Source organism: Synergistetes bacterium HGW-Synergistetes-1, from assembly GCA_002839185.1.
Lineage (GTDB): Bacteria > Synergistota > Synergistia > Synergistales > Synergistaceae > Caenicola.
On the sequence record PGXO01000004.1, the window covers coordinates 149,581 to 163,755 of the forward strand.

At 47.6% G+C, this 14,175-nt stretch carries 17 protein-coding genes; all 17 read left to right on the forward strand.

Annotated features, from left to right (window positions below):
- Positions 1 to 43 precede the first annotated feature (43 nt).
- The gene (locus CVV54_04305; GenBank protein ID PKL04709.1) at positions 44 to 889 is read left to right on the forward strand and encodes a hypothetical protein; all 846 of its coding nucleotides are present in this window, start codon (positions 44 to 46) and stop codon (positions 887 to 889) included.
- Positions 870 to 1,736 carry a hypothetical protein gene (locus tag CVV54_04310; protein PKL04710.1) on the forward strand — a complete coding sequence of 289 codons (867 nt, stop codon included), beginning with the start codon at positions 870 to 872 and terminating at the stop codon, positions 1,734 to 1,736. The genes CVV54_04305 and CVV54_04310 overlap by 20 nt, the downstream gene beginning before the upstream one ends.
- A gap of 11 nt (positions 1,737 to 1,747) precedes the next feature.
- Positions 1,748 to 2,188, forward strand: a complete 441-nt coding sequence (locus tag CVV54_04315) for a hypothetical protein (GenBank protein ID PKL04711.1) — start codon at positions 1,748 to 1,750, stop codon at positions 2,186 to 2,188.
- Between the two features lie 50 nt (positions 2,189 to 2,238).
- Positions 2,239 to 2,775, forward strand: a complete 537-nt coding sequence (locus tag CVV54_04320; protein PKL04712.1) for a hypothetical protein — start codon at positions 2,239 to 2,241, stop codon at positions 2,773 to 2,775.
- Positions 2,776 to 2,987: 212 nt separating this feature from the next.
- On the forward strand, positions 2,988 to 3,815 hold the full coding sequence (locus tag CVV54_04325) for a cytosine methyltransferase (protein PKL04713.1): 828 nt from the start codon (positions 2,988 to 2,990) through the stop codon (positions 3,813 to 3,815).
- Complete coding sequence (locus CVV54_04330) at positions 3,733 to 4,359, forward strand: hypothetical protein (GenBank protein PKL04714.1); 627 nt, start codon at positions 3,733 to 3,735, stop codon at positions 4,357 to 4,359. Before CVV54_04325 ends, CVV54_04330 begins: the two co-directional genes overlap by 83 nt.
- Before the next feature lie 822 nt (positions 4,360 to 5,181).
- Positions 5,182 to 7,023, forward strand: a complete 1,842-nt coding sequence (locus CVV54_04335) for a terminase (GenBank protein ID PKL04715.1) — start codon at positions 5,182 to 5,184, stop codon at positions 7,021 to 7,023.
- 22 nt (positions 7,024 to 7,045) lie between these two features.
- Positions 7,046 to 7,255, forward strand: coding sequence for a hypothetical protein (locus CVV54_04340; protein PKL04716.1), 210 nt, complete (start codon positions 7,046 to 7,048; stop codon positions 7,253 to 7,255).
- Positions 7,240 to 8,712: a phage portal protein gene (locus tag CVV54_04345; protein ID PKL04717.1), complete on the forward strand. Its 1,473-nt coding sequence runs from the start codon at positions 7,240 to 7,242 to the stop codon at positions 8,710 to 8,712. The genes CVV54_04340 and CVV54_04345 overlap by 16 nt, the downstream gene beginning before the upstream one ends.
- Positions 8,678 to 10,768 carry a peptidase gene (locus tag CVV54_04350; GenBank protein PKL04718.1) on the forward strand — a complete coding sequence of 697 codons (2,091 nt, stop codon included), beginning with the start codon at positions 8,678 to 8,680 and terminating at the stop codon, positions 10,766 to 10,768. The genes CVV54_04345 and CVV54_04350 overlap by 35 nt, the downstream gene beginning before the upstream one ends.
- Positions 10,769 to 10,780: 12 nt before the next feature.
- A complete protein-coding gene (locus CVV54_04355; GenBank protein ID PKL04719.1) occupies positions 10,781 to 11,266 on the forward strand; it encodes a hypothetical protein in 486 nt (161 codons plus the stop codon).
- 21 nt (positions 11,267 to 11,287) lie between these two features.
- The gene (locus tag CVV54_04360; protein PKL04720.1) at positions 11,288 to 11,914 is read left to right on the forward strand and encodes a hypothetical protein; all 627 of its coding nucleotides are present in this window, start codon (positions 11,288 to 11,290) and stop codon (positions 11,912 to 11,914) included.
- A complete protein-coding gene (locus CVV54_04365; GenBank protein PKL04721.1) occupies positions 11,868 to 12,314 on the forward strand; it encodes a hypothetical protein in 447 nt (148 codons plus the stop codon). Before CVV54_04360 ends, CVV54_04365 begins: the two co-directional genes overlap by 47 nt.
- The gene (locus CVV54_04370; GenBank protein ID PKL04722.1) at positions 12,311 to 12,676 is read left to right on the forward strand and encodes a hypothetical protein; all 366 of its coding nucleotides are present in this window, start codon (positions 12,311 to 12,313) and stop codon (positions 12,674 to 12,676) included. Before CVV54_04365 ends, CVV54_04370 begins: the two co-directional genes overlap by 4 nt.
- Before the next feature lie 17 nt (positions 12,677 to 12,693).
- Positions 12,694 to 13,443 (forward strand): hypothetical protein, encoded by a 750-nt coding sequence (locus CVV54_04375; GenBank protein ID PKL04723.1) that lies wholly within the window; start codon positions 12,694 to 12,696, stop codon positions 13,441 to 13,443.
- A 2-nt stretch (positions 13,444 to 13,445) separates the two neighbouring features.
- The gene (locus tag CVV54_04380) at positions 13,446 to 13,799 is read left to right on the forward strand and encodes a hypothetical protein (protein PKL04724.1); all 354 of its coding nucleotides are present in this window, start codon (positions 13,446 to 13,448) and stop codon (positions 13,797 to 13,799) included.
- A 146-nt stretch (positions 13,800 to 13,945) separates the two neighbouring features.
- Positions 13,946 to 14,125 carry a hypothetical protein gene (locus CVV54_04385; GenBank protein PKL04725.1) on the forward strand — a complete coding sequence of 60 codons (180 nt, stop codon included), beginning with the start codon at positions 13,946 to 13,948 and terminating at the stop codon, positions 14,123 to 14,125.
- Positions 14,126 to 14,175 lie beyond the last annotated feature (50 nt).

The window sequence follows — 14,175 nt, forward strand, 5'->3', positions numbered from 1 at the left end:
TAAATGCTGGTGTCCGAGATGGACAGAACATAAGGAGCAGTAGATGGAAGAAACCGCCAATGTTCAAATAAATGATCAGCGCGACTTCTGGTTTGTGATCGTGGATCTCTGTGTATGGCAAGATGAACGGCTTTCAACACTTGAAAAGGCCGTCTATACGGCTTTGTGTACTTTTGCCTCAGTTGAAGGGCGCACATGCTGGCCGTCTACATCTGCAATTGCCAAACGTACCAGCTGCTCCGACCGTTCTGTAAACAGAGCTCTTGAAACACTTGAAGAACACGGATACCTGAAGATCACAAGACGCTTTAAAGACAACGCCAGAATCCCTTCCGCCTACAGCATTATCGGACATAAGGCAACAGGGGGTTGCGACACTGTGTCGCAAGGGGTTACGACAGAGAGTCGCAAAGAACTAGAACCAACTGAACCAGATTTAAAAGATACTCTTTCAGAGGGAGCGGAAGCCGCTCCCGATGAACAGGAGACTCTTCCGCTCGAGGAAGAATTTATTAAAAAAATCCCTGCAGCCATGAAAGAGACAGTGGAATTCCTGCTGCTTAAAACAGGGCGTAAAGGTCTCTTGCCGGAAGAGCTGGGGCCCGTAATGGCACTTGAAAAAATACACATGCCGTCAAGGATACAGCGGGAGATAACAAAAGCGGCAGAGCGATTTAACAGGCAGGGAAAGCCTTTATCTTCCTTGTCGTTTGAATATATCTTTGACAGCCTCAAATACCAGAAATCATCCAAGTCAGCACGTGCGCAGCCAAAAGTCACAATGCCGACAGCAGCAGAAAACAAAACATGGGAGGAACAAAATCTGGCCGCATTGATGGCAGAATTCGGAATCGAGGGAGGCGTAGAAAATGGGAATGGACCAGGCTGATTACAAACTTTTTGAATGGCTGCGCGGATATTACCCGGATGCCGATCCGCAGGATCTGCCAAAATCTTTATCAGGGCTGCGCTTTGCCATGAAAAATGAAAATTGTCATCAAAAATGTCCCGGAATAGATAAATGCCCGACTCACGGATACGTCATGAAGCCCTTCAGGGTCGGTTTTGGCTCAAGTTTAGTCTTTACCACTGCCGGTGAACCTTGTCAGAGAGGCACAGATGAGCGCAGGCAGGTACAGGTGCAAAAGACAGTTGCAGGGTGCGGAGTTCCGGAAAAGTATGCCGAATGCACATTTGATAATTTCAATATTTTTGAGTGTGACAAAAAAATACATATGGCGCTGTCCTTAACGCAAAAATGCACTCAGTACGGCTTGTCTTTGTTGCTTGGAGGTCCTCCCGGGACAGGAAAAACGCACCTTGCCATCTCTCAGATCAAACAATATCTCAGCAATGGCAAAACAGCGCTTTTTATGCCTGTAATAACCCTGCTGGATGAGATCAAGAGAGGTTTTGAGAACAACACATCAATAGCGACAGAGGATGCTGTAAAAAATGCCGATTTTGTTGTTCTGGATGACTTAGGCACTCAGTACGACACAGGCTGGGTCAGTGAGAGGCTTTTCAGCCTTATTGATTACCGTTATTCGCATAAATTGCCAATTACGATAACAACCAACGCCTGCAATCTGGAGCTGCTGGAGAAGATGGCCGGGAGCGGCAGCGGATTCAGAATAATCAGCCGGATAAAAGATACAGATTTCGGACATGTAATGTTTCTAACAGGCTGTAAGGATTACCGGGGCATGCGTGTCCAGACAAAATTAGCGGTATAGGAGGTCAGATCATGGGACAGGCAAAAGTGGAGTTGTACGGGCACATAGCTGATATACAGGAAGGCTTAACACCAAAAGGTAAGAAATATTTCAAAATCAAGATGGCATGCGGCAGAAGCGAAAAAAAGCAGGATGGGACATATGACAATAAGAATCAGGCGTGGTGGGAGATAACCGCATGGAACGATTACGCCTCAAAACTGAGCTTTGAGGGAATAAGGAAGGGCGACAAGATAAAAGCATTTGTCCAGGACCCTATTCCTCAAATGTACCAGACAAAAGATGGCCGTCTCGGCTGTACCCTGACCGCGACGCTTTTTAATTACAATCTGACAAAGGTTGTATGGCTGCCGAAAGACGCAAAAACGGCGGATGGTTATGTTCCGGCAGAGGATTACGGAGAGCTTCCGCCCGATGCAGACGACTTCGATCCGCAGATGATGGGGCAATAAAGTAAAAGAAATAAAAGGTTTCAGGATAAAAAACAGGGAGAAGAAAAAATATGCCAAGAAGCAAAGGAGAGCGCTATATACCAAAAGGAATGAAACAGATCATGGGGCTGCTTTATTTGTTTCTCGGCCATTATCCGCTTGGCCTGTACCCTTTCACAAACCGTACCCCTTTTCCTGAATCAGCCGAAATTGCGGAAATGGTAAGCATTGTGCACAGCGGAGGAGATCTCGGGTGTCATATAGACGGCGGGAGTAAAACTCCGGCAGCACAGAAGATGATAGAAAGCGCAGACCAGATCAGGGACATAATAAGCAAAAACGGCGGACTGAATGTCTATTACAATATTTTTGAATGGTACGAAAAGGAATGTCCGGAAAGGATAAATATATTGAGGGATCTGTCGATGCTCAAATCTCCCGGCTTCATGACAAAAATGCAGATCGCTTCAGCCCATAACATGAGCATAAGGACAATGGACAGGGAACGCGATCTTGCAATACTCCATATATCCCGCGAAATATACCGCAGAGGGCAGCTGCTCAGCTCTGAATATACGCCGGTAAAGTGGTATATAAACCGCCGATAATTAGGACTGTAAAAGGAAAGTCAAGTATGGTAAGATATTATTGTGCAAATAGAATGTAAAAAAACATTGAGCCGCCTTAAGGCGGCTTTTTTATTAGCTGTAATGTTTTTTTGTATTACTGAGGCGGGAAGAGCGACCACTCTTCACCGCCTCTTTTTATATCTATGTGACACGGACACATAGACAACTTATATTATATAAGAGGTGTCTATATGTCAACATATTTTGAATCGAAACTTGGCCGCTTGTATCACGGTGACTGCATGGAGCATTTTGGAAAGATCCTCAACGGATCGGTTGACATGGTCCTCTGCGATCTGCCCTACGGCATCACGGACTGTAAGTGGGATGTAAAGATCCCGCTTGCGCCTCTCTGGCGCGAATGGGGACGGGTAGTTAAGGAAAACGGGGCTGTTGTGCTTACTGCACAGCAGCCCTTTGCTACGGAGCTTATTGTTTCGTCCGGAAGGATGTTTAAATTCCGGTACGAGCTTATATGGGAGAAAGCAAAAGCCCTGGGCTTTCTTAACGCACGGAAGATGCCGCTTCGGGCACATGAAAATATCCTGGTCTTTTACCGCCATCTGCCGACATACATACCGCAGATGACACGAGGAACTCCCTACAAATCCAAGGACCACGGGAAACAGACTTCTATATACGGCAAATTCAGGGAGCAGAAATCCGAGAACAATACCGGGACACGTTATCCGAGAAGCGTGCTCCGTTTTCCGCAGGAAGGACAGACAAACCATCCTACCGAGAAACCTCAGGCCCTGTTTGAATGGCTTATCCGCACATACACGCGTCCTGGTGATGCTGTCCTGGACAACTGCATGGGATCAGGGACAACTGCAGCTGCATGCGAAGCGACAGGGCGGCGCTGGATCGGAATGGAACTCTCCGGGGAGTTCTGCCGTATGACTAAAGAAAGGATAGAAAAAGCAATCCAGGAAGGTGATCAAAATAGAAAAGACGATTCCGATAAGAACTCAGCCGGAGATACATTCATTCCTCCGCTGCCTGAAAAACTGGAATAAAACCTATTATGTTGCTGCGCTTATAGGAATTAACTGGGGGCTGAGATGCTCTGACATACTGGCGCTGCAGGTTGGTGATGTGCTGGCAGGTTCAGGGTCACGCATCCAGATAATTGACAGGCTTATGGTAGTTGAGATCAAGACAGGTAAGGAACGCCATATATTCATGACCGACAAAATGAGACAGGAACTCCACTCTCACATTAAAAACATGAAAAACTGGACGAGTGAAACGCCTCTTGTCCTGTCTCAGAAAAAGGGATCGGGAGGAAAGCTTAAATCACTGAGCCGTCAGCACCTTTGGCACGTAATAACTGTGGCTGCAAATGAAGCCGGAATAAAAGGATCGATCGGCACACATTCTCTTAGGAAGACATACGCATACCAGGCATGGAGAAATGGAGTTGGTGTTGATGTCCTTCAGCGTGAATTTGGTCATGTATCCGTACAGACTACACACAGATATGCATGCATTCCTGATGAACAGCTGGAAAACATCTACCGTAAGGTGGACTTTGGTATGTCGGGTAAATATGTGAAATAGCCTGTTTATGCATAGTTATGTCAGATTATATAAAAAAGCATAAAGTTTTGTGGATAACCCCATTTTTCCCAAATCAATTTTCCACGATGTCTTGATACAGAGCAACTTTTAAAGGATCAATAAAATCTGACACAATACTAGATATGTCAGATTATTTAGTGATTTGGACTGATGGACAAAATATCCGTTATACCAAGGCTTTGAGGGGAGTTAGCGGGTCCTTCCTGAGGGGTATGGGGCCCGCGGTGCGGACGAGTGTCGGGAATTATATGTTCGAAACTTACAATTTGCTTAGTTTCGTTTGAGGCGGGTGAAATGATAGGAGCATAAAAATGGGCGAAAAATTACTGAACTCGGACAACAATAAAGTTTCTGTTACTGACAGTATGCTTTTATATTCAACAGAAGAGATCTCAGTGCTTCTGGGCATGACCCCTCAATGGGTCCGTAAATTGTCAAAAGAGGGCGTGATCCCTCAATCGTCCAGGGGAAAGTTTGACCTGTTCCCCACGATAAAAAGATACATCGCATATCTCAAGGAATCCCAAAAGGAACAGACAGGCCCCAGTGATCAAAAGAAGATGAAGGCCAGAAAACTTAAGGCTGAAACTGAAGAGCGGGAAGCACGCGCTAAATTGGCCGAGATCCAGCTGGACGAAAAAGCAGGAAAGCTTATAAGCAGGGAGGATGTTATTAGGGAATGGTCCGGACGCTGCGTAGAGGTCAAGGCCGCATTGCTTGGTTTGCCGCAGGAAATAGGGTTCCTCTTCCCTGATTCTGAATACAGATACATGATAGAAGAAAGGGTGGAGCAATTTGTCTATGAGACTCTCGAACGGTACAGCAGAAACGGAATATCCACTCCTGCACCAAGGGATCTTATGGAACCGCCAAGAGCTGCGCTCTTTGAGACCTCCGAGGAAGATAACGGTCAGTGACTGGGCTGATCAAAACAGGATACTCGACAAAAAAAGCAGCTCGATGCCAGGCCCATGGAAGACATCACGCACTCCATATCTCAGAGAGATAATGAACAACTTCAAGTGCCGGTATGTCAGACGGATAAGCCTTTGTTTCGGGACCCAGCTGGGCAAATCAGAAACCCTTATGAACATGATAGGGTACTGTGTTGACGAAGATCCGGGAAGCATGCTGATGGTTTATCCAACAGATGAACTGGCCAGATCAATAAGCAAGAACAGGATAGAACCGATGATCAGGAGCTGTCCTGCCCTTGAGTCCAAGTGGAATCCAACCACATCAGAAACGCTTGAAGTCCAATTTTCGGGTATGTATCTGGCACTGGTAGGGGCGAACAGTCCGTCCAAGCTTGCAAGCCGACCTGTCAAATATCTTTTGTTTGATGAAGTCGACAAGTTTCCTGTAAGGTCGGGAAAGGATTCTTCCCCAATAGAACTTGCAAGTGAACGAACAAAAACCTTTTCGCACAGGAAAGAGGTTCTGGCCTCCACACCCACATATTCAGAGGGAGTTATCTGGCAGGAATTTTTAAACAGCCAGGTAAGCAAACGGTATTTTGTGCCCTGCCCCCACTGTGGAACGATGCAGCAGCTCGAACTTAAGAACATTAAATGGCCGGAAGAACTGAACAGCGATTCCCAGAAACATGATAGAGACGCCCGAGTCCTTCTTGAAAGCTGGTATGAGTGTCCTGTATGCCATGAACAAATACACGACATCGAGAAGCTTCAGATGTTGATCCGCGGGGAGTGGCGTCCGGTCAGGATGGAAAGGGATTCTTCAAATAAAAATATATGGGTCGAAGAAAAAGAACCAAGATCTAAACCGGAAAGCATAGCCTACAACCTCAACTCAATATATTCGCCATGGGTGACATTCGGGCAGGTGGCGCAGAAATTTCTTCGCTCGAAGGATGATCCCATATCTTTTATGAACTTTATGAACGGCTGGCTTGCTCTTCCGTGGGAACCTTCCGCGGCCACTATGAACAGTAACGCAGTAATGAAGCTTCAACGTCCTTATGAAAGAATGACAGTTCCCAAAGAGGCAGAGATACTTACATGTGGGATAGATGTCCAGCTTGATCATTTCTGGTATGAGGTCAGGGCATGGGGGCCGAAGATAACCTCATGGCTGGTCGATTATGGCCGTCTTGAAACATGGGGTGAGGTTGAAAGGATCCTGGATAAACCCTGGAGGACAGAACAGGGAGAAGAGATACTGCTGCAGCTTGCATTTTTGGATTCAGGATTCAGGACCGATGAAGTTTATGAATTTTGCGCGACTCATCCGGGAGTGGCATTTCCAACGAAAGGATCCAGTCAGGCCGTTACAAGATCTCCATTGCAGGAAAGCCAGGTTGAAAAAGCTGAATGGGGCGGACTTAAGCTTTTTATAGTCGATACAAATTATTACAAGAACTTTATCTCGGGGCGTATACATCCAAGCGATGAGATGCTTCCCAGATGGTTTGTTTATGAGGGGATACACCGTGAGTATGCCGAGCAGATCTGCTCTGAGCATAGAGTCAAGGAGATAGACGGAAAAGGAAGGGTAAAAGAGGTTTGGAAACCGGTTACGGAACACACTCCCAACCACCTTCTTGACTGTTCAGTACTGGCAACTGCCGCTGCAGAACGGATGGGAGTCAGATATTTGATGCCTCCAAATGAAAATCAATGATTGTTTGAAGGGAGGAATAAGCATGACAGAAGAAGAAATCAGGGCTGAACTGGCAGAAGTGAACGCAGCGATCCGCGCGATCAGAAACGGAGCTCAGGAATATTCAATGATGAATCGTTCTGTTAGGAAGGCAGATTATTCTATCTTGCTCAAGGAAAGAAAAGACCTTGAACATCAACTGGCTTCTGTCACAGGAACAAGTCTTTCTTTCGGGGGATGGGTTGGCAGATGAATTACCTGGATAAAATAATCAACTACGTAAGCCCGAAATCTGCGTATGAACGCATGGTCTATAGAAAAGAGCTTGAGAGAAATTACACAGCTGCGAGAACAGACAGATACGGACAGTGGCATCCAAGAAACCAGCCGGCAGAACTGACTGATGCACCTTATAGGAACCTGATAAAGGCAAGGGCGAGGGACCTTGAACGCAACAACGGAATAGTCCAGGGGGCGGTAGGAATAATCCTGCGAAACGTCGTAGGCCTTGGGATTAAGCCGCAGGCAGTGTGTGTGAGCAATAACGGGACAGAGTTATGGAAAATCAATGACAGGATAGAAGAACTGTGGGCTGAATGGATCAGCAAGGAAAACTGCGATGCATCGCGCAGTCTTAATTTTTATCAGATGCAGGGGATGTTCCTAAGGCGAAAGATCGTGGACGGGGACAGCCTTGTGATCATGGGATACAGTCCCAATATTAATTCAGATTTTCCTCTGCTTCTACAACTGATTGAAAGCGATCTGCTGGCAGAAGATCTGATACAGCATGAAGGACGGTATGTTTATGGCGGGGTCGAGGTTGATGATTACATGGCGGCCGTAGCTTATCATTTGCGGTTTGACCCCAGAAATATCGGCCAGATCACTAGGACAGAGGCGTCCCGCGTAATTCATGGATTTTTGAAGCTAAGGGCTCCACAGACAAGAGGAATTTCAGCGCTTGCGGGGATTATGGAAAATGTACGCGATTGCGGAGAGTTTATTGAATCGGAGCTTAAAGCCGCCAGGATGGCAAGTGCGCTGACAGGCGTTGTTTCCTCAGAACATCCCGGAAACACGATAGGGCGTCAGATGACAACCCCTACGGGTCAGAAGATAACCGAGATTGAAATAGGAACGATGTTAAGTCTGGCTCCCGGGGAGAAGGCAGAATTTGTTACCCCAGGCAGGCCAAATGGTGCTGCTGCTCCTTTTGTTTCTGCCATACTGAGATTTATCGGCATGGGACTGGGTCTGTCATACGAGGCATTGTCCAGGGATCTCAGCCAGGTAAATTATTCATCCGCCCGCGAAGGAAGGCTGCAGGATATCAAGACTTATGAAATGATGCAGCAGGATCTGATCGATAACTTCTGCCAGCCCATATACAGGCAATGGCTGGACTCAATGGTGCTGAACGGCAAGATCAATATCCCAGGATACTGGACCAACAAAAAGAAATATCAGAAATGCAAATGGATCAAACCGGGCTGGAAGTGGGTTGACCCTCTTAAAGAAGCTAAGGGTATAGAAACTCAGCTGGCATTAAACATGGTTACGCTGCAGGATGCCTGCGGTCAAATGGGATATGACTGGCAGGAGGTTGTTGAGCAAAGAGCCAGAGAAGAGGCCTATATACAAGAAGTCAGGGCGCTGAACAAAATCCAGACAGATGGAGGTGAGAACAATTCCGCACAACAGAGCTGAAAGAGAACGATTAAGGGCTGAACAGGACCAGAGGTACGGCCCCGGATACATCCACACAAGGGAAGCACGGGTAACAATAGCTCCGCGGGACAACAGGTCCGTGGAGCTTTCGTTTTCATCGGAGGAGCCTGTACGCCGTTATGACTGGTGGGAGGACCAGTACTACAACGAAATTCTTTCGCATACAGACTCCGTGGATCTGACAAGGATTCTGGAGATAGGGGTTTTGCTTTGGAACCACGATCCGGATCATCCGATAGGCAGAATTGAAAATGCCTGGATAGATGAAACGGACAAGAAGGGCAAGGCAATTGCAGTATTCGACTCGGATGAGGAAGCCGAGAAGCTGTATCAGAAGGTTTTATCCGGGACGCTTAGAGGGATATCTGTCGGGTACCGTGTGTCCAGCTGGGAAAAAATTAAAGAAGGAGTGACGGTAGGTGACGTAGACGGGCCTGCGATGGTGGCACGTGAATGGATGCCATATGAAATCTCATTGGTTAGCGTTCCTGCTGATATGACAGTAGGAATCGGACGCAACATAAATATTGACAAGAGGAGTGATGAAGGTATGAGTTTTCTTGAGAGGATGCAGGAACTTGCGGTCAGGATCCGCAAAGAAAAAGGGACTCTGACACAGTACATGAAAGAAGCGAAGGAGATCCTTCGTGAGGCAGCAGGCGCTGACGACTATGACCAGGTCGTTGATGCGATGGAAAGAAGTCTGGAGGAATTTGCGGTTCAGGCTCCTGCAGTTGCAGCCACGTCCACCGCAACTCAGCAGTCAGACGACGCGGCCAGAACAGCGGCAGCCACTGAACGCAGAAGGATCAGCGAAATAACATCGCTGTGCAGGGATTTCAATGTTGACCCTCAGGGCTATATAGACAATGGGGCCGAACTTGACGCCGTACGAGCACAGGTCCTTGAAAGGGTCCGCGCAGCCAATGCTCCGGCCAACACCAGCAGAGCCCAGGTCACAGAGGACGAAAGGGATAAATTCCGCAGCGCAGTAGTTGACGGTCTGAGGATGAGATCCGGAATCCGCATGGAAACATCTGCTCCGGGTGCGGAGAATTTCAGAGGTATCTCCCTTATGGATCTTGCCAGGGAATCTCTTATAAGAAGCGGAGAGCGTGTAGGATACGCAGAATCCAGAATGGAGGTCGCACGCAGGGCTTTTGCCACAGACGACTTCCCCTATATCCTGGGCGGACTTGCTAGGGCAACTCTGGCGGATTCCTACAGGACAGCTCCTTCAACATGGGAGGCATGGTGCGGAGTCGGTAGCCTGAGCGACTTTAAAGAGCAGACAACTATAAGGCTCAGCGAGACGGCAGATCTTGATCTGGTACCCGAAGGCGGAGAGTACAAGTTCGGACATTTTGCCGAGAGCAAGGATTCGATCAGGATCTATACGCACGGCAAAAAGTTTGCTCTGACGCGTCAGGCGATCATCAACGACGACCTTAGGGCGTTTACCAGGCTGCCTCAGAAATTCGGCTCGGCTGCAAAGAGAACTATCAACAAAGCCGTATATGCCATCCTGGTAAATAACACGGTAACGATGGCCGAGGACGGTAAGGTGCTGTTCCATACCGACCACGGGAATATAGGGACTGACGGAACTATAAGCACCACTACACTTTCAGAGGCTAGGTCGATGATGCGCAAGCAGCAGGATCCGCAGAAGCTGGACACCCTGAATATATATCCGAGTTTCATCCTGATCCCGCCTGAACAGGAAACCCTGGCAGAACAAGTACTTCTCAGCTCTGCAGATATCGCCGGTGTAAACCCGGGAGTCATTAACCCCTTCAGGGAGAAATTTGGCATCATATGCGATGCTCAGCTCACTGATGCCACTGACTGGTTCCTCGCGGCATCTCCGAGTCTGGTCGATACAATAGAAGTCGCGTTCCTCGACGGTGTAAATGCTCCTGTTATCGAACAGCAGCCGGGCTGGGACGTTGACGGGATGGAATGGAAGGTTCGCATTGATTTCGGCGTTAAGTGCTGGGATTACCGCGGACTCTTCAAAAACGCCGGTAAATAAGGAGGAAATATTATGAGCAGACAGGCAATGCCGGTACAGGCCGGAAGAGTTATTAATTATCTAAATCCATCAGATGCAGCTGCTGATATTAAGGTCGGAGATGTTGTCGGACTGGTCAGCATGTGCGGGATCTCGGAGACGAACATTTCCAAGGGGGCAACGGGAGCCGTTGTTCTTGAGGGAGTGTGGGAAGTCAAAGCGGTAACCAACGCCGCATTTGCTGTGGGTGATGTGGTTTACTGGAATGCTGAGAACGGCTATGTCACGAAGACCCCAACAAACAACGTATTCTTTGGGATCGTTATTGAAGCCAAAGGCACAACGGCGGCCAAGGCTAAGGTCATGCTGGGCAGAGTCGCACTTATCACGGTAAATGTGACCGAAGCAGTGGACGCAACCCAGATCCTGGAGCACACCCATGACGATACTACCGGTGCGGTGACCCTTGATGTGGCCGCTACGGAGTGGGAAGTTCTTCCCGTACCAACTGCTGGATAATAACTAAAGGAGGACAGTGTTATGAGCCTTAAGGATTTGATCAGCAGCGACATTAATACTGTCTTCCTTAACAATTCAGAATTAGCGGGAATAATTAATTTCGGGGGACGATTGATTTCCGCGGTTAAGGAGGAAGTTATTTCCCAGGAAGCGATGACCGGCAAGGGTACGTATGAACGTACCCTTGTTGTTTTAGTACGTGAAGAAGATATACCTAATCTGCCAATAACAGGCAGCACTTTAATGGTTGATGACCAGCGCTGGACAATCAGGTCTATCATCCCCGACTTCGGTATGCTTACAATTTCAATGAAGCAGCCAGGGTTGAATGATCATGCCCTGACAGAATCTATCAAGGTTTATCGCAAAACCTCAGCACGAACTTCCGGAGGCGGCAGGGAAGAAAGTGAAGTGTTTATTTCTGACCTTTGGGCCATTGTAAGGGCGATCGCCAGTAACGATAGGTTTGTTGGAATGAAGGATTCAGAACTTAGGACACATGAAATCCGCCTTGCTTTGACGGATGATGGACCTCTGCAGTATGGCGATGTTGCTTTGTGGCGAGACATAAAACTTGCAGTAAGGGGACTTATTCCGGACCATGAAACCGGGCTCCTTATTGCAGAATGCGTGTATCAAAATGCCTAAAATTATCGTCTGTAAGGGAGAAAAGGAAGCGCTTGAGGAACTGAGAAGGGCTGCGGAAGGCGGAAAGTTCAGGGAAGCTGCACAAAAAGCAGTAGATGATTGTCTTGACATAGTGGCCGAAGAGGCAAGGCGCATAGTCCCTGTAGATACTGGCAGGCTAAAACGGTCCATAAAAACCAAGAGAAGAAAAAATGTTACATGGGGCGAGGTTTTCTGCGATTATCCGAAACCTCAGAATCCTAAAAAAACTAGACATGGGCAGAAAGAGTATTACGCCTTTGCAGTTGAATACGGTTCGAGGACACGTATACCAGATCCTTTTCTTCGTCCGGCGGTTGAAAAAACAGAGGACGTTGTAGAAGAGAGGATGGGGAAAGTGCTGAAAGAGGTGATGCCTTGAGCTCTTTGGACATTATCATTGAAATTGACAATGCCCTGAAAGGTATTCCGGGCATTGCGGAAGTTTACGACTTGAAGGCGCATAAAGATGCTGTCTGTCCCTATATAGTCGTTGACCAGATAAGACGGCATGAGGGGCGTCTTATGGATGACTCAGAAAGAAAAAGTTTCATTGACATTCATCTATGGACAGATCCAAGTTTCGTTGGAAAAAAGAAATGCTGCGAGTTTGAGGCATTGATAGAGGCAAAAATGAAGACGCTTTCAAGGGATTACTTCCTGGACGAAAGCGTCTTCATTATTGATGAAGAATCTTCTATGCCCCACCTCGTTATGACATTTCGTACCTACGACAATATTTAGAAAGGTGGTTGTAAGGAATGGCAAAAATAGCAGCAAGAGGCAGCCGGGTATATATTGAAATTGCAGGTGTGCCAACGCTCCTGCCGGCGCTTAAAGACTGGGCTCTCAATACAACGCGCGGAACGATCGATGTTTCCTCGATGGAATCTGACTGGAAGGAGTTTTTGGTTGGACAGGCTGTTGCCGATGGAAGCTGCAACGTCTTTTACGATCCTGACGATCCTGTTGCAGAGGTGCTTGAAGATGGCATCTGGGAAGGAACGCCCATCAAGTTTTACTACTACCCTCAGGGAGTCGGCAGCGGAAAGAAGGTATATTCCTTTACAGCAATGGTCACGGGATGGAATTTCTCAGGTGCAACTGAGGATGCCGTAGGATCTGCTGTTACATTCCAGGGAACCGGCCCTGTATCAAGAACTGTCCAGGGGAAGTTTGCATCTCTTACCACTTCGATGGCAGGAGATAACAACGATATAACACTTGTTGCGAAAGCTGCAGGGGCCGCCGGCAACGACATCAAAATCAAGCTGGTGGATTCTGCCGCAGCAAGTACCTCGATGTCGATCAGCGTCACCAATAAGGTTATCTCAGTTAATCTGGGGACAGACGCGACATCAGACATTGTAACTACAGCAGCAGGGCTTGTTATTGCCCTTAATGCGAACCCGGATGCCTCAGCCCTTGTTACTGCATCGCTTAAGGCCGGAGAAACAGGGGACGGCGTCGTTACAGCGCTGGCAGAAACAGCCTTGACCGGAGGTGAATAAGTTTGCTTATACGTCTTGCAGGAGAAGAGTATGAAGTAAGGTACCCCTTCTGGGCCTGTAAAAGGCTGGAAGAGTCCATGCCCGGACGAACGATATCATCTTTTATCAGAGACAACGGCCTGAGGGCTGCGACAGGAGATATTTCGTACAGCGACATTGTTTCGCTTCTTTGGGCCGGAATACTCCATAACCAGAAAAAGCAGATCCCCGGCAAGGATAAGATAGCAATGCTGCTTGATGAACCTGACACTACCCCGATTTATGAATTCCTTCCTGAAATGTTTGACGAACTCTGCCGATCTGTACAAAGCAAAGTAAGAGTTCCGGAAGAGGAAAACGAAGAAGAAAAAAACTGACACCGGAGGACACAGAGCTGGGGTTTCAGCAGTATCTGCTGTTTGCTCTGGGTCCTCTGGAACTAAGTCATGAGGATCTTTGGCGCGTCACTATCGGTGAGCTTAATGACCTAATCATCGCACGCAGATATAAAGATTATCTTGAAATGCAAAAACAAGCCCAGTTTGCACAGTGGCTGATGAGCTGCTGGGTTAAGAAAGCCCCGTCTGTACAGGACATGGTCGGAGTTTGGGATGAGAAACTCATGAGGCCATTGGGGAACCGGGAAGCTTATGAGATAGCAAAGGAAAGAATCAGAAGCAAAAAAAGAAACAGGATCAAATAGGCGCTGCCTCTGTCAGGGGGCAGCGTTCGGCTTTATTTAAAGGAGGTGCG

Excerpts from the sequence above, each read along its gene's own strand:
- CVV54_04320 (PKL04712.1), top strand. The coding sequence starts at position 2,239 with ATGCCAAGAAGCAAAGGAGAGCGCTATATACCAAAAGGAATGAAACAG.
- CVV54_04355 (PKL04719.1), top strand. The coding sequence starts at position 10,781 with ATGAGCAGACAGGCAATGCCGGTACAGGCCGGAAGAGTTATTAATTAT.
- CVV54_04345 (PKL04717.1), top strand. The coding sequence starts at position 7,240 with ATGGGTTGGCAGATGAATTACCTGGATAAAATAATCAACTACGTAAGC.
- CVV54_04375 (PKL04723.1), top strand. The coding sequence starts at position 12,694 with ATGGCAAAAATAGCAGCAAGAGGCAGCCGGGTATATATTGAAATTGCA.
- CVV54_04340 (PKL04716.1), top strand. The coding sequence starts at position 7,046 with ATGACAGAAGAAGAAATCAGGGCTGAACTGGCAGAAGTGAACGCAGCG.
- CVV54_04360 (PKL04720.1), top strand. The coding sequence starts at position 11,288 with ATGAGCCTTAAGGATTTGATCAGCAGCGACATTAATACTGTCTTCCTT.
- CVV54_04315 (PKL04711.1), top strand. The coding sequence starts at position 1,748 with ATGGGACAGGCAAAAGTGGAGTTGTACGGGCACATAGCTGATATACAG.
- CVV54_04310 (PKL04710.1), top strand. The coding sequence starts at position 870 with ATGGGAATGGACCAGGCTGATTACAAACTTTTTGAATGGCTGCGCGGA.
- CVV54_04325 (PKL04713.1), top strand. The coding sequence starts at position 2,988 with ATGTCAACATATTTTGAATCGAAACTTGGCCGCTTGTATCACGGTGAC.
- CVV54_04350 (PKL04718.1), top strand. The coding sequence starts at position 8,678 with ATGGAGGTGAGAACAATTCCGCACAACAGAGCTGAAAGAGAACGATTA.
- CVV54_04365 (PKL04721.1), top strand. The coding sequence starts at position 11,868 with ATGAAACCGGGCTCCTTATTGCAGAATGCGTGTATCAAAATGCCTAAA.
- CVV54_04335 (PKL04715.1), top strand. The coding sequence starts at position 5,182 with ATGAGACTCTCGAACGGTACAGCAGAAACGGAATATCCACTCCTGCAC.
- CVV54_04385 (PKL04725.1), top strand. The coding sequence starts at position 13,946 with ATGCAAAAACAAGCCCAGTTTGCACAGTGGCTGATGAGCTGCTGGGTT.
- CVV54_04305 (PKL04709.1), top strand. The coding sequence starts at position 44 with ATGGAAGAAACCGCCAATGTTCAAATAAATGATCAGCGCGACTTCTGG.